Raw genomic sequence first — 23,508 nt, forward strand, 5'->3', positions numbered from 1 at the left:
CGCTATCCGGCCAGGGCGATGGGCGCCAGCACCGCCTGCAAGAACTCGAACCCCAGGCTGACCAGGATCAGCAGCAGGAAGGTACCCAACAGCACCATCTCGGACCAGCGCCCCAGCACCTGCACCTCGCCTTGCGGCGCCTTGAACATGAGCACCGCGATCACCCGCAGGTAATAGTAGAGCGACACCAGGGTATTGAAGGCGGCCACCACGGCGAGCCAGGCGTAGCCTGCCGCGATGGTCACCTCGAAGAGCAGGAACTTGCCGAAGAACCCCACCAGCGGCGGAATGCCCACCAGGGACAGCAGCGCCACGATCAAAGCGGCGGTCACCAGCGGTTGTCGTCGGGCCAGGCCATGATAGTGCGCGAGCTCGGTGCGGCCACGCAGGTGGGTGACCACGGCGAAGGCCAGAAGATTCGCCACAGCATAGGCGACGAGAAAGGCCAGCAGGGCCGGCAAGGCGGCCACACCACTCCCCACCACGACGATGGCCATCAGCGCGTAGCCGGACTGGGAGACGCTGGACCAGCCCAGCAGCCGCCGGAGATCCGTTTGCCGGAGCGCCGCCAGGTTACCGAGCGTCATGGTGGCCACCGAGATCAGCGCCACGATGACCGGCCAGGCCTGGCTGTCGGGCAGCAGGGAGACGAAGCGCGCCAGCGCCACCGCCGCGCCGATCTTCGGTGCCACGGTCAGCAGAGCCGCGATGGGCGCCGGCGCGCCCTGGGCCACGTCCGGCATCCAGGCATGGGCCGGCACCGCGCCGAGCTTGTAGGTCAGCCCCATGACGATGCAGGCCACCGCCACACTCAAGGCAAGGGGATCCACGCCTGTCTGGAAGACGTCCGAGGCCCTGGCGTAGTCCGTGTCCCCCACTAGGCCGAACAGGATCACCACCCCGATCACCAGCAGCGCATTGGCCAGAGCACCGATCAGGAAGTACTTCATCGCCGCTTCCAGGGCCGGAGGAAAGCCGCGATGATAGGCCGCCAGCGGGTAGCTCGCCGCGGAGGACAACAGCACCCCCACCACCAGTTCCATGGCGTCATGGGCGGAGGCCATCATGATCATGCCCAGCAGCGAGAACAGGCAGAGTGCGTAATACTCGCCGTGACGCCGGTCGCTGCGCATCCAGTCCGGCGACAGGGCGACCACCAGGGCGCCGCTCGCCAGGATCAACAGCTTGGCGGCGATGGCCACGTCATCCAGCGCCCAGACCCCGGCGAAGGTCAGCCTGGGAGGCAGGCCCCACTGTCGGGCACCGAGCCCCATCGCCACGACCAAGGCCAGCAGGGCCAGCCACACGGCCCCCGCTTGCCGGCGCTGCGGGGCGAAGGCCGCGAACAGCACGATGACCACGGCCCCCAGCAAGAGGACGAGTTCCGGCAGCAGGTCACCGAGGGGCATCAGCGACCTCCGATCAGCAGGGTACTGGCGCCATCGATCACCTCGAGCAGGAAGCGTGGATACACACCGATGATCACGACGGCGAGCCCCAGCACGCCCAGCACCATCGCCTCGACACGACTCAGTTCGGCGAAACGACCGAGATGGGCCGGCAAGCGGCCGAAGAATAGCTGGCGCAGGAAATCCAGGAAGAGGCCGGCGGTGATCAGGATGCCCAGCACCCCGAACACGGCGAGCCAGGGATAGACGGCGAAGGTGCCGGCGAAGATCTGGAATTCGGCGACGAAGCCGGCCAGCCCCGGCATGCCGAAGCTGGCAAAGGCGACCAGCACCGTGAGGCCGGTCAACAGCGGCGCCTGATGGGCCAGGCCGCCGTAGTACGCCAGGTCGTATTCGCCGGTACGCTGCCAGAAGCTGCCACAGATCAGGAACAGCGCCCCGGTGATCAGGCCGTGGGCGACCATTTCCACCGTGGCCCCGGTCAGCGCCAGCTGCTTGGCCGCCAGGTTGTCGCTGACGCTTGCCGCCACGGCGATGCCCAGCACCGTATAGCCCATGTGGTTGATCGAGGTATAGGCGATGCGACGCTTGAGATTGCGCTGGCCCAGAGCCACCAGTGCGCCGTAGAGAATCGCCACCAGGGCGAGGATGGCCACCACCGGGGCATAGCGGGCGAAGGTCGCCGGCAGCATCGCCAGCGGCAGGCGTATCATGCCGTAGGTGCCCATCTTCAATAGCACCCCGGCAAGAATCGCCGAGGCGGGCCCGGGGGCATCCACGTGGGCCTGGGGCAGCCAGGTATGCAACGGCACCAGCGGCGTCTTGATCGCCAGACCCAGCATCAAGCCCAGAAACACCAGCCCGGCGTAGAGGCCGTCTCCGGCCAGGGGTTGTTGCGCGATGATCTGACGCATGTCGAAACTCGGCGACTCCAGCGACAGATAAAGACCGATGATCGCCAGCAACAGCGCCAGGGAGCCGGCGAAGGTGTAGAGAAAGAACGTCAAGGCGGACAGTTGTGGCTGGCCATGGCCCCAGCGCCCGATCAGGAAATACATGCCCACCAGGCTGAGATCGAAGAAGACGTAGAACAGCAGCAGGTCCAGCACCACGAAGAGCGCCAGGGAGGTAGCCATCAGAAACAGCAGCCAGGCATAGTACTGACGCGGTTGCCCCTGGGTATCCACCGGATAGGCGATGGCCGCCAAAAATAGCAGGGCGCTCATGGTCGCCACCACCAGGGCGATGCCATCCACCCCGACCCGATAGCCCACGCCGATGGAAGGCACCCAGGGGACGTCCAGCACATGCTGGAACAGGGGGCCGGCAGGGTCGAACCCGATCCAGGCCCAGACCAGCATGGCCAGGGAAAGGGCCGCGACAAGCATGCCGAACCCTCGCGCCTGCGTCTCACCCCACTGTGGGGCGATCATCAATGATACGGCCCCCAGCAGGGGGAGTAGCCAGGCGAGGGTGAGTATCACGACGGGTCTCCCAGCAGCAGGATGATCAGGACAAGGGCGAAGCCGATGGCGATAGCAGCGTAGTAATGATGGGACTGGCCGGTCTGAGCCTGGCGGGCCCAGTGCCCGGCCTGTCCGATCAGGCCGCTCAGGGACCCCGGCAGCCAGCGCGTCAGCGCTCGGTGCCGTTCGTCCTCCCAGGAGGCCGCGTTGTCGCGCCCGCGCACGCCGGCATCGAGCAGTTCGTCGTCGCCCCGCGCCAGCCCCAGGGCGACGCATCTCGTCCGCGCCGCCAGGGCGTGGGTGCCCGCTTCCAGTTCGTCGTCGCCCCGCGCGAGCCCCTGGGCGGTGCGTCTCGCCCGTGCCGCCAAGGCGTGGGTGGCCGCTTCCAGCACCTCGCCATCGAAGCGCGCCAGGCTGGTGCCTAGCCTCACCACGGCCGTGCCGATATCACGGGTCAGGGGCACCAGCCCCCACCAGCGGGCCGCGAGCCACGCCCACCTCGGCGCTTGGCCCCATCGCGTCAGCCCCCAGCCCAGGGCGATGCCCAGCATCACCAGGGCCAGGGACAGGACGAGCAACCCGACATGGCTGTCGACATGCGCCAGCCCCAGGCGCCCTCTCAGCCAGGACTGCGCCTCGGGCCACCAGAGCACGGACAGCACCAGGGTCACACCGGCCAGCCCCCCCACCGCCAGGCGTTCGGCCCAGTGGATGCGCGGCGGCCCCAGTTCGCGCCGACGGGAGCGACCGAACATGGCGAGCTGGAAACGGGTCGCGTAGAGCGCGCTCAGCCCCCCGGCCAGGGCCACCCCCAAGGCCAGCCACAGCGACACCTCATAGGCGACGGAGACGATCTGTTCCTTGGTCCAGGCGGCTCCCAGGGGGGCGAGCCCCGCCAGGGCCAGCGCGAGGATGGCGCTGAGCAGCGCCAGGCCCGGCAACCGGCTCCCCAGGCGCATCTCCACCAGCCGATAGCTTCCCGTCTGACGCTCGGCGACCCCGGTGACCAGAAAGAGCCCGGCCTTGAAGACGCCATGGGCCAGGAAATGCAGGAGCGCCACTCCCGGATAGCCGCTCCCTACCGCGACCCACATCAACCCGTACTGCGCCGAGGTGGAGGCGGCCAGCAGCTTCTTGGCATGGCCCTGGGCGATGGCGACCAGCCCCCCGGCCAGGGCGGTACTCAAACCGATGGTGACGATGGCCGGCATCAGCCAGACCACGTCGGTGAGCAAGGGCTGCAGGCGTGCCAGCAGATAGAAACCCGCCGCCACCAGGGTCGCCGCGTGCAGCAGGGCCGATACCGGCACCGGCCCGGCCATGGCGGCGAACAGCCAGGCGGAGAACGGTAGCTGGGCCGACTTGGCCGCGGCAGCCAGCAGGATGCCCGCCGCCGCCACCTGCATCAGGCCGTTATCGAGCCCGGAGAGTTGCGGGTAACCCAGCCCCTGGCTTCCGGCGAACACCGCCCCCGCAGCGATATAGAGCCCCAGATCACCGAAGCGGGTAACGATAAAGGCCTGGATGGCCTCCCCGGGAGCGCGTGAGTCCTGCCAGTGAGAGGAAATCAACGCCCAGGAACAGGCGCCGATCAGCTCCCACCCCACCAGCAGGGTCAGCAGATCCTCCGCCAACACCAGCAGCTCCATGGCCCCCACGAAGACCACCATGATCGCCAGCAGTCGTCCCAGGGGCGGGCGTTCATGCGCCGCCGCGAACAGCAGGATGGGCAGCGCGATCAGCGGTACCGCCAGGGCGACGATGCCGCTCAGCGGCGTCAAGCCCAGCCGCAGGACCAGCAGCGTATTGAGCGCGTACGTTCCCCGCCAGTCATGACCGATGGCCAGGACGGCCAGCACCAGCACGGCCGCCACACTCAGAAGGGCTAGCGAGCCAGGCCCCGCTCGTCCGCCGCGACGCCCACTGACGTAGATCAGCGGCGCGGCGAGCATCGGCAGCAGTGGCACCATCCATAGCATGATGACCGATCCCGGTATCAGTGTCTGAGATCAGCGATGGCCTCGGTCACATCCGCCTGCTTGCCCCGATAGACCGCCACCACCAGGGCGAAGCCCATGGCCATCTCGATGGCCATCACCGCCATCACCACGATGGTCAGCAGCTGCCCTTCCGGGGCGCCGGCACCGCTCATCGCCCAGAAACCCACGGCGGCGAGCATCACCCCGTTGAGGATCAGCTCGAGCCCCATCATCAGCATCACGAAGGACTGCTGGGAGAGCGCCCCGTAGATGCCGATCCCGATCAGTGCCGCCGCCAACAGCAATACCGTGGTGAGTGTCATCCCCTCTCTCCTTATCTCGATCCGAGCTCGCTCAATGACAGTGGTGATGCCCACCGCCTTCCTCGTCGTCCTTTGCCGGCATGCCCGCCGGCTCGCCGCCGGGTTCGAGCCCCGGGGGCATCGAGCCCTCCCCCGCATTGCCGTAGCGCCCGCGTTGGCTCGACAGCACCACCACCCCGATCATGGTCGCCAAGAGCACTACCCCGACGGATTCGAAGATCAGCATGGACTCCCCGAGCAGTTCGTTACCCAGAGACGGGACCGCTTGCAGGTCTGCGGGCAGTGGCCGGTGGGGAAACCGAGCCAGAAGCGCCATGGCCGCCACGATGACAAAGCTGGCGATCCCTGCGCCGATGGCGAGCCTGTGCTGATGCACCATCATCATCGGGTTGAGCCCCGCCGGATTCATCATGAACATCACCATGAACAGCGCCATGACCATCATCTCGACGCCCATCATGAAGAACATGGCCACCCCCAGATACATGGCGGACAGCAGCAGCATGATCGCCCCCACGGCGATGAAGGAGAGCAGCAGGAAGAAGGAGGCCCGCACCATGGAGTCGGTGCGAAACACCCGCCAGCCCGTGTAGACGGCGAACAGCGCCAGCAGGATAAAGGCGATATCCACGGCCAGGGGAAAGTTCATAACAGCGCCTCCACGCCGGCCCAGATCAGATCGACGAAGGCGAGCGGCAGCAGCACCACCCACATCAGGCTGACGCAGCGCTCCGGGGTGATCCTGGCGAAGGCGGGCCCCAGCCAGGCCAGCAGCGCCAGTACCGCCAGCATCTTGAACGCCACCCAGAGTGGCCCGGGCAGCCAGGGGCCCAGCCAACCGCCGAGAAAGGCCGTGGTCGCGATACCGCTGAAGGCCACCAGCATGGCGCTCCGGGCGAACTCCCAGACCAGCCGCTGGGCACCGGAGACATCCGCGCTGGTGCCGCCGGCCAGGTCCGTGGAATCCGCCAGATTGAAGGGGCCGCGAAAGGTGATGGCGAGACCGACGATCAGAAACAGCGGCAAGCCCAGGGGCTGGCGCAGCACATTCCACAGCTCCTGCTGGGAGGTGATCACCTGGGTGAGCGCCAGGGACTCCGCAGGCAACGCCACGCCGATCAGCACGAACATGCTGATCAGGATGTAGGAAAGCCCCAGGGCCACGTAACGGTAGGCGCCAACCAGGGTCAGGTGAGTATTGGCTGACCAGCCCTGCAGAAAGATCACCACCGTGGCCAGCGCCTCGATGCTGCCCCACAGCACCAGGCTGGTGGCGATATCCGTGGCGACCCAGGTTCGCGACCAGGGCACCAGGGCCAGGCCACCGGCGGCCAGGGCCAGGTAGAGCGCCGGGGCGAGCCGCCAGGCCCGCCCGTCCGGGGCCTCGGTGACGTTGGTATGCTGAATCAGCCACCAGGCCCCCCGACTCAGGGGCGCGAGCCAGATGCCTGGCCCTCGCGTCGGGCCAAGGCTTCGTGCCACCAGGCCATCCAGCACCGCCAGCAGATAGGGACCCAGCACGAGGGCGGCCAGTACCCACGTCAGCGGCCAGACGAGCTGATCGAGGATCACGCGGCGCCCTCCTCTGGCGTTTCCGCCGGCTCCTCGCGGGGCCAGGGAGAGAGCGCCGCCAGCTCCAGGCTGGCGAGGGTCGCCAGGGCCTCGCCCCACTCGAGCCCGGGTAGCAAATCTTCCAGCAGGTGGCTCGTGTCCTTGGGCCGCGTGTCGTGCCAGGCACCGCGCGGGGTCTCCACCGCGTCGGTCTGGGCGGTATGCATGTCGTCGCGTTGCGCCCGGGCAGCGAGGTCGAACGACTGGGCGATTTCCGCCAGCCGCTGGCGCCAGCGCGCGCGGGTATCGCCGGCTTGCTGGGTCATCATGGAAAAGGCCAGGCGGCGATACCCGTCGTCCTCGGCGCGCACATCCCGCTCGATCCCCGCGGCCCGGGCGGCGAATCCCCCTTGGCTCTCGGCCTGCTTCTTGCGGAGTGCTCCGCACTTCGGCAGATGCAGGACGAAGAATCCCCGGCGTCTCAAGCGCCGCTCGAAGGCCGTGAACCACTTGGCGAGCAGGACGATGTCCCCTGAAGGACACGTATCGGCCAGGCGCAGCGCGTGCCGGGCCAGATCCTCCAGGCCGGCCAGATGCAGGGCATGAAAGAGCGCCTGCAGATGGTGGCGCGCCCGTGCCCGTTCCAGTACGGCGATGGCGACGGGCCGTTCCCGAGCCTCGTGGAACACGGGCGCCAGGGCACGGGGAAAGGGCGACGACCGGACGGAAAACTGCTGGATGATATCCCCCTGCAGGGTCACCTCGGCCTCGAACCCCGGGGGCCAGAGGGGGAAGAAGGGCCCCAGGCGAAAGGTCAGGATGTCGAGGGCCAGGCCATCGCGTAGATCCGCCGTGGGCGGCATGGCCATGGGGCGCCCGTAGGGTACACCGCCCATCATGCCCTCGCCGCCATGGCCGTCGTCCCCCAGGCCCTGCCAGGGATGGGGCGGCGCGTCCGGCAACAGACGGGGCGAGCGGCCGACGGTGTTTCTCAGTAGCCTGCCATGGCTTTCCACCAGCGCCCCGGGCAGCGCGTCCAGAGAATCTACCGTCGTCACCGCCGCCTGAGGCAACTCCACCAGCGGCGCACTGCGGTACCAGAGCGTGGTAAAGGGCGCGGGAAGCTGATCGTGGACACGCCGCAACGCTTGTTGCATGGACGGGGGCACCCCGCCAGCCACCAGCAGCAGCGAGGCATGGCGCGGAGAGTCCACCCGCTTGATGTCGGGGCTCAGCGCCAGCCGGTAAAGGGCCTCCTCGCCCCGCATCCCCAAGGCGGGAAACACCGGTACGGGGGCGCGGGCTGCCAGGCGCGCCAGCCAGCTCACTGCCATCTGAAGACCCCCTCACGCCAGCCATAGAGGATGCCCACGGACAGGATGGCCAGGAACATGCCCATCTCCATCACCGCCTTCATGCCCTGCGCCACATAGACCACCGCCCAGGGGTACATGAACATCATCTCCATCTCGAAGGCGATGAGCAGCAGGGCCATGGGATAATAGCGGACGTGAAAGCGGCTCCAGGCATGGGTATCCGGCAGGCCGCCGCCCAGGAAGGGCGCGCGTTGCGGGTAGGTGGGCATGGGGTGATGGCGTCCAGGCCACCACTGCAGCAGCAGGCCGGCGGCGAGGCTCAGGATCAGGATGACGAAGAGTACGAGCAATTCCATGCATCCCCCCAGCGTCGTCGGCGTGTTCGGCCGCCTTCCGGCCGAACCAGCAGTTGCCTTTCAACAACCCTAGCAGAGCGACGCTGGGGGGGGGTGCCCGAAGCGAATCCAAATGGCCGGCCTTCCAATGGCTCGTGGCCGTCAATCCTCGAAGCTGAAGCGCGGCGCCGGAGCCTCGGGGAGCAGCGCCGCGCAGGCCCGGACCTTCTCCAGCAGCGCCTCGTGGGTCGGTGCCACCAGGTTGACGTGGCCGAGCTTGCGACCGGCTCGCTCACTCTTGTCGTAGCGGTGCAGGTGGGCGTCCTCGATCTCGAGCAGCTTCGCCGGATCGCCCTCGCAGCCGATGATGTTGACCATGCAGGTCGGCAGCCGTGCCGCGGTGTCACCCAGCGGCAGACCCTGGATGGCCCGCAGATGATTCTCGAACTGGCTGGTCACGGCGCCGTCAATCGACCAGTGGCCGGAATTGTGCACCCGGGGCGCCATCTCGTTGGCCAGCAGGCCGCCGTCGCGGGTCTGGAACAGCTCCAGGGTCAGCACCCCCACGTAGTCGAGCTCGTCGAGCAGCGTCCGGATGTAGCCATCGGCGGTCTGCTGGACCGCCTCGTCCAGGTCCGGTATCGGCGCCACGGAGTAGCGCAGGATGCCGTCGACGTGCTGGTTCTCGGTCATGGGATAGAAGGCGATCTCACCATTACGGCCACGCACGGCGATGATCGAGACCTCACGCACGAAGTCGACGAAGGCCTCGACAACCAGCCGCGGGTGGTTGATCGCATGCCAGGCCTCGGCCGCCTCGCCAGGGTCGCGCAATACCGCCTGTCCCTTGCCGTCATAGCCCTCGGTGACCGACTTGGCCACCACCGGGCAGCCCAGTTCGCGCGCCGCGGCCTCGAGTTCGTCGGCATGTTCCACCAAGCGATAGGCCGGGGTGGGGATGCCTAGGCGGTCGAACAGCGCTTTCTCCTCGGCGCGGTTCTGGCAGATCCGGATCGCCTCGCTGGAGGGGTACACCGGCCTGACCTCCTCGATGGCCTGGACCAGCGCCACCGGCAGGTGCTCGAACTCGTAGGTGACCAGGTCGACCTTCTCGAGAAAGGTCTCGAGATGCTTTCGGTCGGTGTCGATCATCACCTCGCCGATCCCGGCGCTGGGATGGCCGGTGGTATCGAGGAAGGTGAAGCGGTTGGCCAGCGGATAGCCCGCCAGCGCCAGCATCCGGCCCAGCTGGCCGGCTCCCAGTACGCCGATGTTCATGGTTGGCTCCTCACTCGTCTCTCGATCAAGGCTGGGGACGCGGGTCGGGGTTGTCGAGCACGGTACGGGTCTGCTCGGCGCGGAAGGCCTCCACGGCGGTGCGCACGGACGCGTCCTGCAGCCCGACGATCTGGGCCGCCAGCAGGCCCGCATTGGTCGCCCCGGCCTTGCCGATGGCCAGGGTGCCCACGGCGATGCCGCCGGGCATCTGCACGATGGACAGCAGCGAATCCAGTCCCTTGAGGGCCTTAGACTCCACCGGTACGCCCAGCACCGGCAGCACCGTCTGGGAGGCCACCATACCCGGCAGGTGGGCCGCCCCACCGGCGCCGGCGATGATCACCTGAAGGCCGCGCTCGGCGGCAGACTTGGCATAGTCGAACAGCAGATCGGGGGTGCGGTGGGCCGAGACCACGCGGGTCTCGCAGGGGACCCCCAGCCGCTCGAGCATGGTCACGGCATGCTCCATGACCGGCCAGTCGGACTTCGATCCCATGATCACGCCGACGCGTGGCGAAGCGCTCGTGGAAGACATCTGGACTCCTCGGAAACGAACAATGACGCCGCCGACGATGCCGTCGCCGGGCAGGTAAAGAAACGGATCAGGCATTCTAGCAGAGCCTCGCCCGAGCTACCTCTCCTGGCCACCGCGCGTCGCGGCACCGCGACAGCGGGTTTCACCCCATGTGCTAGATTGGGTGCTATGGTCGAAGTGAGTCGGTCGAAAGGACCACGACCACCCTGAGCCCAGCAGAGGAGACTGCCCATGAAACGCCCCCTGATCATGATCGCCGCCTTGACCGGCACCCTGATGCTCGTCGGGTGTGACGACGGCAACGACAGCGAACCGGCTGCCGAAGCCGAGCAGGAGATGCAGCAGGGCGCCGACACGGCAGCCGAGACCGCCGATGAGGCGACCGAGGCCATGGAGGCCACCGGCGAGGAAGCCACCGACGAGACCATGAATGCCGCCGAGGAGACGGCAAGCGAAAGTGCGGACACCATGGAGGCCGCCGGAGATGAGACTGCCGACGAGACGACCGAGGCCATGAACGCCGCCGAACAGACCACGGATGAGGCTGCCCAGGCCACCGAGGACACCGCTGAGGACGCGGCCAGCGAGACCGCCGGCGCCATGGAAGCCGCCGAGGACATGGTCGGCGACGCCGTGGAGGCCACCCAGAAGGCGGCCGGTGAACTCATGGAAGGCACCCAGGAGGCGGTGAGCGAGGCCATGAACGCCACGGAGCAGACCGCAGACGAGGCCGCGGAGACCACCGAGGAAGCCGTCGAGGAGACCGAGGAGACCACCGAGCAGCCAGCCGGCGAGATGGACGCCGAAGCCGATACGGAGGCCGAAGCTTCGACCCAGCAGTGATCCAGACCATGCGGTGGCCCGCGGGGGCCGCCGCCTACCGTTCCCGGTTCCCGCTCCCTTCCCGCCATCCCCCTTGCCTACCGCGCCGAGCGGCCAGCCAGTTGCCGGCCAGCGCCAGCGCCATCACCCCGGCGCCGGCGACTTCTATCCGCAGGTCGGGATAGAAGGCCGCGACGATGGCTGGCAGCAGCACCAGGCGCACCGGCCAGGACATTCGGGTGAACAAATACCCCTCCAAGGCCGCGGCGAAGGCGCCCAGGGCCAGGAAGCCGATGAAGGCGGTCCATATCAGCACCGGCAACGGCCCGCCCATGATGATCTCCGGGTTGTAGACCATGAACAGCGGGATCAGATAGAGCCCCTTGGCGAACTTCCAGGCCTGGAACCCAGTATCCATGGGCTTGGACCCGGCGATCGCCGCGCCGGCGAAGCCGGCCAGGGCGATGGGCGGCGTGACGTTGGAGTCCTGGGAGTACCAGAACACCACCAGGTGGGCGATCAGCAGCGGCACGCCGAACTCGGCCGTCAGTGCCGGCCCCACCAGCACGATCAGCACGATGTAGCTGGCGGTGACCGGCAGGCCCATGCCCAGCACCAGGCTGGCCAGCAGCACCATCACCAGCGCCAGCAGCAGGTTGCCGCCAGAGAAGGCCATCATCATGGAGGAAAACTTCAGCCCCAGCCCGGTCAGGCCCACCACGCCGACGATCACGCCGGCCACGGCACAGGCCATGGAGACGGCCACGGCATTGCGCGCCCCCAGTTCCAGGCCGCCGACCAGTTTGACCAGCCCGACCCTCAGCGCCTCGCGCAGGGTCTCCCCGGTCACCCTCTGCCCCTCGCGCGGTGCGATGAACAGAAACCACACCGCGAAGCGCAGCACCGCCACGGCCAGCATGGTGAGGATGGCGTAGTAGCCGACCCGCATCGGCGACATGTTCATCACCAGCAGCCACACCAGCACCAGCAGTGGCAGCAGGAAGTGCCAGCCGGCCCCCATCACGTCGCGCATCTGGGGCAGTTCCGAGCGCGCCATGCCCTGCATGCCCTGCTTCAGCGCGATGATATGCACGAAGAGGTAGACGGTGGCGAAGTACATGATCGCCGGCAGGATGCTCACCTTGACGACCTCGAGGTAGGGCATCCGGGTGTACTCGGCGATCAGGAAGGCCCCGGCGCCCATCAGCGGCGGCATGATCTGACCGCCGGTGGAGGCCGCCGCCTCGATGCCCCCGGCCTGATGGGGCTTGTAGCCCAGGCGCTTCATCAGCGGGATGGTGAAGGCCCCGGTGGTTACCACGTTGGCGATGGCGCTGCCGGAGATCGAGCCCATGCCCGCCGAGGCCAGCACCGCCGCCTTGGCCGGCCCGCCGCGCTGGCGGCCGGTGGCGGCATAGGCCAGGTCGATGAAGAATCGGCCGGCGCCGGTGATCTCCAGGAAAGCCCCGAACAGCACGAAGATGAAGATGTAGGTGGCGGCCACGCCCATGGGCAGGCCGAAGATGCCCTCCTGCCCCAGGTAGAGCTGGCCGACCAGGCGCTCCAGGCCGTAGCCGCGATGCCCCATGATGCCGGGCAGGAACTGCCCCAGCCACGGCAGCTCGCCGCGGGGGCCGGCGAAGGCGTAGAGGATGGCCAGCAGGCCGATGAGGGTCATGCCCAGCCCCACCGCCCGACGTGCCGCCTCCAGCACGGTGACGGTGGCGATGCAGCCCACCACGATGTCGGTCTGGTTCCAGAAGCCGGCACGGTTGATGATCTCGTCGAGGAAGAGCACTAGGTAGCCGCCGGTGATCAGGGCCCCGACGAGGAAGACGGCATCGACCAGGCCGCTAAAGGGCCCGCGATCATGCTTCGGCCCCAGCAACGGAAACATCAGGAAGGCCAGCATCATGATCAGCATCAGGTGGATGCTGCGCTGGTAGAAGAGGCCCAGCGGCTGGATGCCGGCCGAATAGAGCTGGAACAGTGACAGTCCCACCGCTACCAGGGTGATCAGCCAGCGGATCGGCCGTGAGTGGTTGGCCTGGCTACCGGGAATGACGGCGGCGGGTCCCGATTCGCTCATTGCGTTTGCCTCGCTCGGTTCGTATCGGCACGGCTAGTGTCGCCCCGCACGCCCGGGGCGTCAGGGTGAGGCGACAGCAGGCTCGTCGTGCAGGCGGATCGTCACCGGCTCGTGGGCGGCCAGCCGGCTAAGGCTGACCTTGCGCGTCGCGGTGACCAGGCGGTGGTCGACCTCGAGCGAGCCCACCCGCAGCCGGTAACGGTCGCCGGGCACCGGCTCGTCGATGTCCTCGATCCAGTAGCCGCCCCGGCCATCGGAGGTCTGCCGGCCGCGCCCCGGCACGTGGCCGAGCCCGGCGGCGAAATCGGGCTGATGGCTGCGCACCAGCACCATGTGGCCGCGACGATGGCGATAGCAGTCCAGCACCGGGAAGCCTGCCACCGAATGGTTCCAGGCCAGGCACCAGCCCTCTCCCTCGGGCATCGGCTGGCGTACCAGCACCTCGCCGTCATCGGCCAGCACCTCGAGGTGGGTCGCCGCCCCGGCCATGGCAGGGACCAGGGCCAGACAAGACAGCAGGGCGGGCAGCAAGGCCCGCCCCGATGTCAGGCGTGAGGACGACATAGGGCGTTCACGGCCGCTGGTGGTCGGCGATCTCGGCGCCCACCTCCTCGTAGTAGCGCAGGGCCCCGGGGTGGAAGGCAATGGGGGTGGCCTCGACGCTGAACTCGACGGTGGTGTCGTTGGCCGCCGGATGAATGGCGATCAGCTTGCCGGTCTGCTCGAAGAGCAGCTTGGTGATGTCATAGGCGAGCTGCTCGTCCATGGCGGCGTTCACGGTCAGCACGTTGGGAATGCCGAGGGTCTGCACCGGCGCCTCGACCCCCTCGTAGATGCCCTCGCGCAGGGTGTAGCGGGCGAACACGTCGGACTCGCCCTTGGCATTGGCCACTTCCTCGTCGGTGAGACCGATCAGTCGGATATCGCGGGTAGTGGCCAGATTGAGGATCGAGCTGGTGGGTGGCCCCACGCTCCAGAAGCCGGCGTCGATATCGCCGTCGCGGATGGCATCGGCGGTCTCGTTGAAGTTGAGGCGGCGCGCCTCGATATCGTCATAGGTGATGCCGTTGGCCTCCAGCACGGCGCGGGCGTTGAGCTCGGTACCGCTGCCCGGGGCGCCCACGGAGACGGTCTTGCCTTTCAGGTCGGACAGCGATTCGATGCCGGAATCGGCCAGGGTCACGATCTGCACGGCGTTGGGGTAGAGAGAGGCAAGCGCCCGGACATCCTCGACCTGACGACCCTCGAAGTCGCCGGTCCCGGTATAGGCCTGGTTGACGGTATCGGCCAGGGCGATGGCCAGATCGGAATCGCCGCGATAGATCAGCCCCATGTTCTCCACCGAGGCACCGGTCACCTCGGCCACGGCCTCATGGCCCTCGAGCTGGTTGTTGATCAGCTCGGCGATGCCGCCACCGTAAGGGTAGTAGGTGCCGCCGGTGCCGCCGGTGGCAATGGAGAGCTGCTGCTGGGCAATGGCCGCGGGGGCCCCCACCAGCAGGGATGCCGCCAGGGCATAGCTGAGAACGCGCATGTCATTCCTCCGTTCCGGTTCTGGAACCCGTCATGATGGATGGTGGGACACGGCGCTCGTCTCGAACGCCTGTCTGAACGCTAGCACTTCCCCGCGTGAGCGCCCAACCGGACGATTTCTACGGTCCGGGGAAGGCCCGGCTCCCGGCACGGGCGTCGCTCAGGCCGGGGCCGTGGTCCGGCGTTCGTCGCCGACCTGGGCCCTCACCTGCTCGACGATATGCGCGCCGATGGGCAGCGCCGAGGTGGCCGCCGGCGAGGGGGCATTGCCGACGTTGAGGGTGCGCGGTGTCTTGACGAACAGGAAGTCGTCCACGAGCCGACCATCCCGGGAGACCGCCTGGGCCCGGACACCGGCCGGATAGGGCTTCAGGTCGTCCAGGGTCAGGGTCGGGCAGTACTTGCGCACCAGTTCCAGGTAGCCACGGCGATACAGCGAGTTCTTCATCTCGGCCAGCCCCGGGCGCAGGTTGCGGGCCAGTACCTTGAGGATGCCCGGATCGCGGAGCATGCCACCGATATCGGCCAGCGAGACATCCCGCTTGCGATAGCCCTCGCGCTTGAAGGCCAGTACCGCGTTGGGCCCGACGGTCACCGTGCCGTCGATCATCCGAGTCAGGTGCACGCCGAGAAACGGCATGGCAGGGTCGGGAATCGGATAGATCAGGTGGTTGACGATGTGGTTGTGGCGTTCCGGCAGCCGGTAGTACTCGCCGCGGAAGGGACAGATGCTGAACCCGGGGTCCTGACCCAGCATGCGCACCACCCGGTCGGCCATCAGTCCCGAGCAGGACACCAGGTAACGGCTGGGAAACTCGCCCCGGGAGGTGGTCACCACCACTTCCTGACGGCGCTCCTTCAGGCCCGTGACCTCGCATTCGTAGCGGATCTCGCCCCCCAGGCGCTGGAACTCCGCCGCCATCGCCCGAGTGACCTCGGCGAAGTCGACGATCCCGCTGGAGGGCACGAAGATCCCACCGACCCCGGTGATGTTCGGCTCGCGTTCATGCAACTCCTCCGCCGACAGCCATTCCCGCTCCAGGCCGTTGGCCGCGGTGCGCTCCCACAGCGCCTGCATGCGCTGCATCTCGAGGTCATTGGTGGCCACCAGCAGCTTGCCGCAGGTGTCGTAGGCGATGCCCTGGGCGTCGCAGAAGGCCTTGGTGGCCCGGTTGCCGGCCAGGCAGAAGCGCGCCTTGAGGCTGCCCGGGGTGTAATAGACCCCGGCATGGATCACCCCGCTGTTGTGGCCGGTCTGGTGGTGAGCCGCCCCCGCCTCCTTCTCCACGAGCAGCATGCGATGCTCCGGATACGCCTGCTTGAGCTGCATGGCGGTGGACATGCCCAGGATACCGCCGCCGATGATGACGAAATCGTGCATGACGTGCCTCATGTGATGGATGAGCGAGTGCCACGCCGCCTACCTGCATGACATTCTTTTACCACTCTAGCGCAGTAGGGGGCTCGATCGTCATGCCGGGCCGCGATCTCGCCGCGTCGCCGCAGGCGTGAAATATCCCCACTGGCGTCCACATCGAAGATCGCATGGTAGATATCCTTGGCGATACCCACCGCCATGCTCTAACCCGGCCAGGCCACCATCACGAAAAACCCCGATCCATAGGGACCGGGGCTCGTCTCGGGTCAGGTGTCGTGGGACGGGTCAGCCGTCCTGGGCGGAGGCGATGGCCAGCTCGCGCTTCATCATGGCATCGCTGTAGGCCACGCCGTAGCGGGCCCGGGACCATCCGTAGAGGGCCAGCCCCAGCAGCATCCAGCCGGCGAACATGCCCCACTCGATGGCCGACAGGGCGGAGGGGCTGCCGGGCAGGTACATGCCGATCAGCACCAGCGACAGGATCACCGAGAGCGCCCCGACGGTCTTGGCACGGCGAACCCGGAAGGGTCGCGCCATCTGCGGCTCGCGGCGCCGCAGCAGCACGAAGGAGAGCGCGACGAAAAGGTAGGCGATGACGATGCCCAGCCCCCCGGCTACCACCAACCAGACCAGCGCCGGGCGACCGAAGAAGGGAGCGATGCAGGACAGCGCCCCCATCACGAAAATGGCGTTGGTCGGGGTACGATGCGTCGGGTGGAGCCTGGCGAGGAAGGCCGGCAGCATACCGGAGTGCGCCAGGGCGTAGATGGCCCGGGAGCCGCCGACGTAGAAGGCGTTCCAGCTGGTGATGATGCCGGCGATGCCGGCCAGGATCATCAGGTTGCCGGCCCAGGGCGCCTGGAAGACCGCCTGCATGGCATCGGGCACGGCCAGCGAGCTGCTCGCCAGGGCCTCGGGGTCGAGCATCAGCGAGGTCCCCAGGATGATGAAGGAGTACCAGAACACCGCCAGGATCACCGAGATCATCAGCACCCGGCCGATCTCGCGAAACGGCAGGTCGATCTCCTCGGCGGCCTGGGGGATCACGTCGAAGCCGACGAACATGAAGGGCACCATGATGATCACCATCATGATACCGCCGATCACGCCCTCCTCGACCTGGAACAGCGGGTCCATGGTGGCGGTGTTGCCCTGGAACAGCGCCCCGGTGATGAACATGATCCCTACCACCAGGATCAGCAGGGTCACCACCTTCTGCACCAGCGCCGCCGTGCGGATGCCCACGTAGTTGATCGCCATCATCGCCACCGAGCCGGCCACGCCGACCGCCACCCAGGTGGCCTTCACGTCCCAGCCGGCGATGGTCCACAGCTGGCCCACCGCATAGTTGGGGAAGAGATGCTCCACCACCGTCGGCAGCGCCACGGCCTCGAAGGCCACCACGCTCACATAGCCCAGGGTGATGGCCCAGGTACACAGGAAGGAGGCGAAGTGGCCCATGGCCCGGTAGCTGTAGACGTGCTCGCCGCCCACCTGAGGCATGGCCGAGGCCAGTTCGGCATAGGTCAGCCCCACCAGCACGATCACCAGACCGCCGAGCAGAAAGGCGGTGATGGCGCCGAGACTGCCAGCGGACTGGATCCAGCTGCCGGTCAGCACGATCCAGCCCCAGCCGATCATGGCGCCGAAGGCCAGTGCCAGCACATCCTTGCGGGCCAACACCCGCGTCAGATGCGTCTCGTGGGGCGTTGGGTTGGTCATAGGAGGCTCCTTATCAGCGATGCCGACTCTTGTAGTAATAAATACTTTTTTTCAAAGTATCGATAAAAGTAGACCTCCTGTGAGACGACCACAATCCGACCCGGCTCGCTCTTTAGTCGAAGCTCAAGGCAGACGTCACGCCGGCGAGCCCGGCATGACTGGCCTGGCCGCGAACGGTACGGCTGCCTTCTGACGAGACCCGTCACAAGACTGGCGAAACACGCCAAAAGGTTGCATGCTGTGCACGTCGCAATTGCCCACTGGAGCACCATGAGTACGGCACGACTTTCGACTAGCGCGGAACTCCTCGACCCTCCGCGAAGTTGCCCTGACCTCGATGTCAGGGCCCTTGAACAACGTACCCGCCTGATGCGCATCATCACCCGGATGATCGCCGTCTCGGATCTCGGCAGCCGCGAGATCGCCCGGCGTGCCGGACTGCCGATGCAGAAGATCAGCGACCTCCTCTCCGGTCGCCTGGAGCAGCTCAGCATCGACGAACTCCAGCGCCTGCGTCGTACCATCGACCCGCAGCTCACTCCACCCTGAGGCCTGTCGTCGGCAGGCGCCACGGGGCCTGCCTTCGCGTCTCTGATCCTATCCCCATCGACAGCATCCTCACCGACAGGGAGTCACCCCATGCGATATCTCGCCGCCGGCCTGTTGATGGCCGCCACCCTGCCCGCCCTCGCCGATGGCCAGGCGACCCTGCAGAGCGGCAGCGGGCAGAACCACGCCACCATGGAGGTTCACTGGGCCGGGAGTGATCTGCGCATGGACTTTCCCGGTCAGGATCAGGCGGGCTTCATGCTGTTCAAGGACGGCAAAGGCTACATGGTGAGCAACATGCAGGGCCAGACCGTCATCCTGGAACTGGCGAAGCTCAAGGCCATGGCGGAGGGCATGGGCGGCGGTGAGTCCCAGGCGGCCATCGCCAGCCAGCAAGCCAGCGAGGTCACCGCCCTCGAACCTACCGGCGAGACGGAGACCGTGGCCGGTGTCGAGGGCGACGTCTACCGGATGACCTGGACCGACAAGGGCGGCACGTCCCACGAGGACACGCTGGTGCTCAGCGACGCCGCGGCGGTACGGGAGCTGTCGGAGCGCTTCGACGCCTACCAGCAGTCGGTGACCGGCGAGCCGGATGCCATCGCCACCACCCTGGCCGACCGCGAGCTCGGCCTGTTGCGCTTCGGCGAGCGCTTCCGCCTTACCTCGCTCTCCGACGCGTCTCCCTCACCGGAAGCCTTCGAGTTGCCCGAGGATGCCCTGACCATGGAGGAGATGATGCGCAACGCCATCTCCCAGTGAAAGCCTGTCGGCAGGACCACATCCGACTGACGTCGATCACCTGAACGCCGCGCCTCGCGCGGCGTTGTCGTTTACGGCCCCCTGTCGGGCAACGCAAAGGCCGCCTCGAACAGGAAGGGGTCGTCGAAATGGCGCCGGCCGACGAACACGGTGGCGTGGGTTCCCCACTGGCGCATGGCACCGGGGCTCAGGATCCCCGCCGGCCACAGCAGGAAGCGCTCGAGGCGCTCGGTGCCGGGCACCAGGCCGCGGGGATCGAAGAGACTTCGCCGCCCGCCACCGGGCAGCGCCAGCGAACGTTGCCCGTAGCGCGGCGGATGCGAGACCGGCACCAGCGTGTATGCTCGCGCCCCGGTCACCCGTGACGGGCCGGCGCCCAGGTTCTCCAGGTAGTGGCTGGTGGCGGCCAGGTGCAGGTGAAGCCGCTCCCCGGGCGCCAGCCGCGGCGCGGGCCGGGGCGTCAGCGGCGCCTCGCGCAGGTCATGATCGGCCGGTACCTCGACCCGTTCGAGCGGTGACACCGGGAAGAATAGGTGATAGCAGCCGCAGGGGTGGATGCTGTCGTAGATCAACGGCGTGCCGTCCTCTCCCAGGGTGACTCGCCAGACCAGCCCGTCCAACCGCCCGCCGAGCAGGTCCAGCGGTCCCTGGCGCGGCCGGGCCGGGAACCACAGCGTATAGACCAGTTGCGGCAACACCGCCCCCTGGAAGCGAGTATGGACCAGGCGCACATCCACCGCCGGCCGGGTGGTATCCACCGCCGGTAGCGGCCCCCGTGGACCGTCACGCCAGTAGGGCGTGCCCGGCCGGTCGGCGACGCTATGGGTCTCGATCCGGTACACCGGCGCATGTCGGGCGGCGAGCCGCTGCAGTGCGGCGGCGTCGAGTTCGGGGATGCCCAGCGGGCTGCGCGGCGCCCCACGCACCAGAGCGGCCACGGTGTCTCCTTCACCGCCCTCCCCTCTCTGCTCGTCATCCTCTGCGCTGACCGGCACGTAATGCCGAACGCGCGACGTGCTGGCCGCCATGGTGGCCAGCGGTCGGGCGAAGGGCGTGAGCTGCTCCTGCTTCCACTGCTGGTAGCCCAGCGCCAGGCCGAGGCGGGTCAGCGGATAGAGCCCGACCACCCGACGCCAGGTCAGGTAGTGGTCGGGGGCCTTTACGGCACGCACCAGCGCCCGGCGGGCCGGCCCCCCGGCGGTCAGCAGCTCGTGGTGCACCAGCCGCTCACCGCAGGCATTGGCGGCCGGGGCCAGCGCCGGCACGCCGAACCGCCGTGTCAGGGCCCGGCGAGGCGCGACGGGCAGGTTGGCTACCTCGACGCGGCGCGCCTGGGCATCTCGCCGGCGCAGGCGTGCGACCCAGTCGGCGAAGGCCTCGGAGGTGGTCAGCTCATGGCGAAAGCTGGCCAGGAAGCGGTCGACACGCAGGTAAGGAAAGCCTTCGATACGCGCGGCGGCCCCGTCCGCTACCCCCGCTTCGGTCACCGCGGCATCCAGCGAGGCCAGCAGCGTGAGGCAGACCCGCTCGGCCAGCGGCGGCGCGGGGCGTGCGGCGTGCCAGTCCGGGCTCGTGGCACAGCCAGCCAGCAGGGCCAGGCCGAGGACGATGCCCAGCCCGCCCAGTGCACGACCGCCGCTCATGGGCTTCTCGCACCCGGGGGCCGGCCTAGTCCGGCCGGTCGGTCACCGCCCCGGTGCTGGCGGAGCTGACCAGCCGAGCGTACTTGGCCAGTACGCCGCGGGTGTAGCGGGGCTCGGGCTGGCGCCAAGCGGCACGGCGGCGCATCAGTTCCTCGTCGGAGAGGTCGATCTCGATGGTGTCGGCCTCGGCGTCGATGGTGATCAGGTCACCATCCTCCACCAGCGCCAAAGGTCCGCCATCGAAGGCCTCCGGCGTCACGTGACCGACCACGAAGCCGTGGCTGCCGCCGGAGAAGCGTCCGTCGGTAATCAGCGCCACCTCGCTGCCGAGCCCCCGGCCCATGATCGCCGAGGTGGGGGTGAGCATCTCGCGCATGCCGGGCCCACCCTTGGGGCCCTCGTAGCGGATCACCACCACGTCGCCGGCCGCCACGGTACCGTCGTTGATGCGCGCCTGGGCCTCCTCCTCGGAGCCGAACACCCGCGCCGAGCCGGAGAAGCGCGTGCCCTCCTTGCCGGTGATCTTGGCCACCGCCCCTTCCGGCGCCAGGTTGCCGTGGAGGATGCGCAGGTGGCTCTCGGCCTTCAGCGGCGTCTCCAGCGGGGCGATGATCGCCTGATCGGCCGGGTACGGGGGCACGGCCGCCAGGTTCTCGGCGAGTGTGGCGCCGGTCACCGTCAGGCAGTCGCCATGCAGCAGGCCGGCATCCAGCAGCCTCTTCATCAATGGCTGGATGCCGCCGATCGCCACCAGTTCGCTCATCATGTAGTGGCCGCTGGGGCGCAGGTCGGCGAGTACCGGCACGCGACGGCCGATCTCGGTGAAGTCGGCAAGCGACAGCGGCACGTCCACCGTGCTGGCCATGGCGACCAGGTGCAGCACCGCATTGGTGGACCCGCCCAGGGCGATCACCACGGTGATGGCGTTCTCGAAGGCCTCGCGGGTCATGATGTCGGAGGGCTTGATATCGCGCTCAAGCAGCGTCAGCACCGCGGCTCCGGCCGCCTCGCAGTCCTGGCGCTTGTCACGGGAGATGGCATTCTGCGCCGAGCTACCCGGCAGGCTCATGCCCAGCGCCTCGATGGCCGAGGCCATGGTGTTGGCGGTGTACATGCCGCCGCAGGCGCCCGGGCCGGGAATCGCCGTCTCCTCGATCTGCTTGAGCGCAATCCGGTCCAGGTCGCCGCGGCTGTGGGCGCCCATGGCCTCGAACACCGAGACGATATCGGTATGCCCCTTGCCGGGCAGGATGGTGCCGCCGTAGACGAAGACGCTGGGACGGTCGAGACGCGCCAGCCCCATCAAGCAGCCCGGCATGTTCTTGTCGCAACCGCCGATGGCCACCAGGCCGTCGAAGCCCTCGCAACCGGCCACCGTCTCGATGGAGTCGGCGATCACCTCCCGCGACACCAGCGAGTACTTCATGCCCTCGGTGCCGTTGGCGATGCCGTCGGAGATGGTGATGGTATTGAAGACCACCCCCTTGCCGCCGGCCGTATCGGCTCCGGCGCAGGCGTGTTCGGCCAGTTCGCCGATATGGCTGTTGCAGGGGGTGACCATGCTCCAGGTCGAGGCGATGCCGACCTGGGGCTTGGTGAAGTCGTCGTCGGTGAAGCCCACCGCACGCAGCATGGCGCGGCTGGCCGCCTTGCCGGGGCCATCCACCACCGGGGCGGAGTGGCGGCGGCGGGGATCTTCGGGAGTATCGCTCATGGGGTGGCCTCCTCGGGTCGGTCACAGTGGATCTTCAGAGGGTGGACCGCAGTCCGCATGGATGTCCATAAGGAGTGGACACGACCGCGCTCCTAGCGGAAGGCGGGAAAAAGGCCGTGCACAAACTGGCTGAGGGATGAATTCGCGCCATAGACGGCGTTAAGGTGCCGATCCGCCTCTTCCAGCTGGATCACGAGACGCCGCCAGGCCTCCTCCGCCCCCAGCAGGCTGACCAGCGTGGTCTTGCCACGATCCTGATGGACGTCCTTGCCGTGAGTCGCGCTGCCGTCGCTCAGGTCATCACACAGCTGGTAGGCCTGCCCCAGGGCCAGGGCGAAGCGGTCGAGAGCGGTCATCGCCGCCTCGCTTGCGCCGGCGGCCAGGGCCGCCATGAACAGGGTGGCCTGGAACAGCACGCCGGTCTTGCGCGTGTTGGTGGTCATTACCGCCTCGATGGAGCGTGGGTGGCAGGCTTCGTGCAGGTCCTCGTACTGGCCCTTGACCAGCCCCTGGATGCCCACGGCAAGGCTGAGCCGCTCGACCATCTGCATGCGCCGCTGGGCAGGCAGACCCGCCGTCCCAGCCACCACGCCGGAAGCCCGGCTAAGCAGGGCCACCACCGCCAGCATGGCGACGTCTTCGCCGTACTGTCGATGCAGGGTGGGGCGTCCGCGCCGCAGGCTGGCATCATCCATGCAAGGCAGATCGTCGAGAACCAGGGACGCGGTATGCACCATCTCCACCGCGCAGCCCAGGTCAAGCAGCGCCGGCAGCTCGCCATTCAGTTCCTGGCCGGCCAGGACCAGCAGCATGGGCCGCACCCGCCTACCCGGCGCCAGCAGACTGTCGCGCATGGCTCGGGATACCGGATCATCGCCGCACTCGGAAAGCAGCTCCTCCAGGCGACGGTCGATGCGACAGCGAAGCTCGGTGAACGCATCGCGCCCCTCACCCATGGCAGCGGGGTTGGCAATGAATGAACCCATGAGCGAGACTCCCAAGTCGTGTTGAAATCGATTGTCGAGGAGGGCTGCCTGCTGAATAGGCCAACGGCCTGTACAAATTTTTCACAACTCTAAATAGTGCCTTATACAACGGCAATCC

21 protein-coding genes are annotated in these 23,508 nt (G+C 67.8%); 3 read left to right on the top strand and 18 right to left on the bottom strand.

The annotated features are described in order from the left end of the window. Window positions 1-2: 2 nt before the first annotated feature. The 10 genes from FHR94_RS08715 to purE form a co-directional block, all read right to left on the bottom strand. Window positions 3-1,409, bottom strand: coding sequence for an NADH-quinone oxidoreductase subunit N (locus tag FHR94_RS08715; protein WP_183325257.1), 1,407 nt, complete (start codon window positions 1,407-1,409; stop codon window positions 3-5). Continuing rightward, window positions 1,409-2,893 (bottom strand): complex I subunit 4 family protein, encoded by a 1,485-nt coding sequence (locus tag FHR94_RS08720; protein WP_343064650.1) that lies wholly within the window; start codon window positions 2,891-2,893, stop codon window positions 1,409-1,411. Before FHR94_RS08720 ends, FHR94_RS08715 begins: the two co-directional genes overlap by 1 nt. After that, window positions 2,890-4,854: an NADH-quinone oxidoreductase subunit 5 family protein gene (locus FHR94_RS19625; RefSeq protein WP_183325258.1), complete on the bottom strand. Its 1,965-nt coding sequence runs from the start codon at window positions 4,852-4,854 to the stop codon at window positions 2,890-2,892. The genes FHR94_RS08720 and FHR94_RS19625 overlap by 4 nt, the downstream gene beginning before the upstream one ends. 17 nt (window positions 4,855-4,871) lie before the next feature. After that, window positions 4,872-5,177 (bottom strand): NADH-quinone oxidoreductase subunit NuoK, encoded by a 306-nt coding sequence (gene nuoK, locus FHR94_RS08730; RefSeq protein WP_183325259.1) that lies wholly within the window; start codon window positions 5,175-5,177, stop codon window positions 4,872-4,874. A gap of 31 nt (window positions 5,178-5,208) precedes the next feature. Beyond that, window positions 5,209-5,826, bottom strand: coding sequence for an NADH-quinone oxidoreductase subunit J family protein (locus tag FHR94_RS08735; RefSeq protein WP_183325260.1), 618 nt, complete (start codon window positions 5,824-5,826; stop codon window positions 5,209-5,211). Further along, on the bottom strand, window positions 5,823-6,749 hold the full coding sequence (locus tag FHR94_RS08740) for an NADH-quinone oxidoreductase subunit H (protein ID WP_183325261.1): 927 nt from the start codon (window positions 6,747-6,749) through the stop codon (window positions 5,823-5,825). Before FHR94_RS08740 ends, FHR94_RS08735 begins: the two co-directional genes overlap by 4 nt. Next, window positions 6,746-8,062 carry an NADH-quinone oxidoreductase subunit D-related protein gene (locus tag FHR94_RS08745; RefSeq protein WP_183325262.1) on the bottom strand — a complete coding sequence of 439 codons (1,317 nt, stop codon included), beginning with the start codon at window positions 8,060-8,062 and terminating at the stop codon, window positions 6,746-6,748. Before FHR94_RS08745 ends, FHR94_RS08740 begins: the two co-directional genes overlap by 4 nt. Next, on the bottom strand, window positions 8,053-8,400 hold the full coding sequence (locus FHR94_RS08750) for an NADH-quinone oxidoreductase subunit A (RefSeq protein WP_183325263.1): 348 nt from the start codon (window positions 8,398-8,400) through the stop codon (window positions 8,053-8,055). Before FHR94_RS08750 ends, FHR94_RS08745 begins: the two co-directional genes overlap by 10 nt. Window positions 8,401-8,541: 141 nt before the next feature. After that, window positions 8,542-9,657: a 5-(carboxyamino)imidazole ribonucleotide synthase gene (locus tag FHR94_RS08755; RefSeq protein WP_183325264.1), complete on the bottom strand. Its 1,116-nt coding sequence runs from the start codon at window positions 9,655-9,657 to the stop codon at window positions 8,542-8,544. A 25-nt stretch (window positions 9,658-9,682) separates the two neighbouring features. After that, window positions 9,683-10,192, bottom strand: a complete 510-nt coding sequence (purE, locus tag FHR94_RS08760; protein WP_183325265.1) for a 5-(carboxyamino)imidazole ribonucleotide mutase — start codon at window positions 10,190-10,192, stop codon at window positions 9,683-9,685. A gap of 231 nt (window positions 10,193-10,423) precedes the next feature. Between purE and FHR94_RS08765 the strand changes: the two genes are divergently transcribed. Further along, window positions 10,424-11,035 (top strand): hypothetical protein, encoded by a 612-nt coding sequence (locus FHR94_RS08765; RefSeq protein WP_183325266.1) that lies wholly within the window; start codon window positions 10,424-10,426, stop codon window positions 11,033-11,035. 34 nt (window positions 11,036-11,069) lie between these two features. On the opposite strand, the gene FHR94_RS08770 is transcribed toward FHR94_RS08765, so the two are convergent. The 5 genes from FHR94_RS08770 to FHR94_RS08790 all read right to left on the bottom strand — a co-directional run bounded on the left by FHR94_RS08770 (window position 11,070) and on the right by FHR94_RS08790 (window position 17,736). Beyond that, complete coding sequence (locus FHR94_RS08770) at window positions 11,070-13,103, bottom strand: TRAP transporter permease (protein WP_183325267.1); 2,034 nt, start codon at window positions 13,101-13,103, stop codon at window positions 11,070-11,072. 60 nt (window positions 13,104-13,163) lie between these two features. Beyond that, window positions 13,164-13,667 carry a DUF1850 domain-containing protein gene (locus FHR94_RS08775; protein ID WP_183325268.1) on the bottom strand — a complete coding sequence of 168 codons (504 nt, stop codon included), beginning with the start codon at window positions 13,665-13,667 and terminating at the stop codon, window positions 13,164-13,166. Window positions 13,668-13,674: 7 nt separating this feature from the next. Continuing rightward, entirely contained in the window at window positions 13,675-14,637 is a 963-nt protein-coding gene (locus tag FHR94_RS08780; protein WP_183325269.1) for a TAXI family TRAP transporter solute-binding subunit, read from the bottom strand. Between the two features lie 159 nt (window positions 14,638-14,796). Then, a complete protein-coding gene (lhgO, locus tag FHR94_RS08785) occupies window positions 14,797-16,017 on the bottom strand; it encodes an L-2-hydroxyglutarate oxidase (protein ID WP_183325270.1) in 1,221 nt (406 codons plus the stop codon). Window positions 16,018-16,299: 282 nt separating this feature from the next. After that, window positions 16,300-17,736, bottom strand: a complete 1,437-nt coding sequence (locus tag FHR94_RS08790; protein ID WP_183325271.1) for an APC family permease — start codon at window positions 17,734-17,736, stop codon at window positions 16,300-16,302. A 270-nt stretch (window positions 17,737-18,006) separates the two neighbouring features. Between FHR94_RS08790 and FHR94_RS19835 the strand changes: the two genes are divergently transcribed. Next, window positions 18,007-18,285: an XRE family transcriptional regulator gene (locus FHR94_RS19835; protein WP_183325272.1), complete on the top strand. Its 279-nt coding sequence runs from the start codon at window positions 18,007-18,009 to the stop codon at window positions 18,283-18,285. Window positions 18,286-18,375: 90 nt separating this feature from the next. Then, entirely contained in the window at window positions 18,376-19,047 is a 672-nt protein-coding gene (locus FHR94_RS08800) for a hypothetical protein (RefSeq protein WP_183325273.1), read from the top strand. Window positions 19,048-19,118: 71 nt separating this feature from the next. On the opposite strand, the gene FHR94_RS08805 is transcribed toward FHR94_RS08800, so the two are convergent. The 3 genes from FHR94_RS08805 to FHR94_RS08815 form a co-directional block, all read right to left on the bottom strand. Beyond that, the gene (locus FHR94_RS08805; protein WP_183325274.1) at window positions 19,119-20,690 is read right to left on the bottom strand and encodes a hypothetical protein; all 1,572 of its coding nucleotides are present in this window, start codon (window positions 20,688-20,690) and stop codon (window positions 19,119-19,121) included. A gap of 25 nt (window positions 20,691-20,715) precedes the next feature. Beyond that, entirely contained in the window at window positions 20,716-22,404 is a 1,689-nt protein-coding gene (ilvD, locus tag FHR94_RS08810) for a dihydroxy-acid dehydratase (protein WP_183325275.1), read from the bottom strand. Window positions 22,405-22,496: 92 nt separating this feature from the next. After that, on the bottom strand, window positions 22,497-23,390 hold the full coding sequence (locus FHR94_RS08815; RefSeq protein WP_183325276.1) for a polyprenyl synthetase family protein: 894 nt from the start codon (window positions 23,388-23,390) through the stop codon (window positions 22,497-22,499). Window positions 23,391-23,508 lie beyond the last annotated feature (118 nt).

The sequence above is a fragment of the Halomonas cerina genome (assembly GCF_014192215.1).
Taxonomy (GTDB): Bacteria; Pseudomonadota; Gammaproteobacteria; order Pseudomonadales; family Halomonadaceae; genus Halomonas; species Halomonas cerina.

What these genes read in the sequence shown, in the direction of transcription:
- FHR94_RS08750 (WP_183325263.1), bottom strand. Translation starts at nt 8,400, where the DNA reads ATGGAATTGCTCGTACTCTTCGTCATCCTGATCCTGAGCCTCGCCGCC.
- FHR94_RS08775 (WP_183325268.1), bottom strand. Translation starts at nt 13,667, where the DNA reads ATGTCGTCCTCACGCCTGACATCGGGGCGGGCCTTGCTGCCCGCCCTG.
- FHR94_RS08755 (WP_183325264.1), bottom strand. Translation starts at nt 9,657, where the DNA reads ATGAACATCGGCGTACTGGGAGCCGGCCAGCTGGGCCGGATGCTGGCG.
- FHR94_RS08735 (WP_183325260.1), bottom strand. Translation starts at nt 5,826, where the DNA reads ATGAACTTTCCCCTGGCCGTGGATATCGCCTTTATCCTGCTGGCGCTG.
- FHR94_RS08765 (WP_183325266.1), top strand. Translation starts at nt 10,424, where the DNA reads ATGAAACGCCCCCTGATCATGATCGCCGCCTTGACCGGCACCCTGATG.
- nuoK (WP_183325259.1), bottom strand. Translation starts at nt 5,177, where the DNA reads ATGACACTCACCACGGTATTGCTGTTGGCGGCGGCACTGATCGGGATC.
- FHR94_RS08790 (WP_183325271.1), bottom strand. Translation starts at nt 17,736, where the DNA reads ATGACCAACCCAACGCCCCACGAGACGCATCTGACGCGGGTGTTGGCC.
- FHR94_RS19625 (WP_183325258.1), bottom strand. Translation starts at nt 4,854, where the DNA reads ATGCTATGGATGGTGCCACTGCTGCCGATGCTCGCCGCGCCGCTGATC.
- FHR94_RS08800 (WP_183325273.1), top strand. Translation starts at nt 18,376, where the DNA reads ATGCGATATCTCGCCGCCGGCCTGTTGATGGCCGCCACCCTGCCCGCC.
- lhgO (WP_183325270.1), bottom strand. Translation starts at nt 16,017, where the DNA reads ATGCACGATTTCGTCATCATCGGCGGCGGTATCCTGGGCATGTCCACC.
- ilvD (WP_183325275.1), bottom strand. Translation starts at nt 22,404, where the DNA reads ATGAGCGATACTCCCGAAGATCCCCGCCGCCGCCACTCCGCCCCGGTG.
- purE (WP_183325265.1), bottom strand. Translation starts at nt 10,192, where the DNA reads ATGTCTTCCACGAGCGCTTCGCCACGCGTCGGCGTGATCATGGGATCG.
- FHR94_RS08715 (WP_183325257.1), bottom strand. Translation starts at nt 1,409, where the DNA reads ATGCCCCTCGGTGACCTGCTGCCGGAACTCGTCCTCTTGCTGGGGGCC.
- FHR94_RS08770 (WP_183325267.1), bottom strand. Translation starts at nt 13,103, where the DNA reads ATGAGCGAATCGGGACCCGCCGCCGTCATTCCCGGTAGCCAGGCCAAC.
- FHR94_RS08815 (WP_183325276.1), bottom strand. Translation starts at nt 23,390, where the DNA reads ATGGGTTCATTCATTGCCAACCCCGCTGCCATGGGTGAGGGGCGCGAT.
- FHR94_RS08745 (WP_183325262.1), bottom strand. Translation starts at nt 8,062, where the DNA reads ATGGCAGTGAGCTGGCTGGCGCGCCTGGCAGCCCGCGCCCCCGTACCG.
- FHR94_RS19835 (WP_183325272.1), top strand. Translation starts at nt 18,007, where the DNA reads ATGAGTACGGCACGACTTTCGACTAGCGCGGAACTCCTCGACCCTCCG.
- FHR94_RS08780 (WP_183325269.1), bottom strand. Translation starts at nt 14,637, where the DNA reads ATGCGCGTTCTCAGCTATGCCCTGGCGGCATCCCTGCTGGTGGGGGCC.
- FHR94_RS08805 (WP_183325274.1), bottom strand. Translation starts at nt 20,690, where the DNA reads ATGAGCGGCGGTCGTGCACTGGGCGGGCTGGGCATCGTCCTCGGCCTG.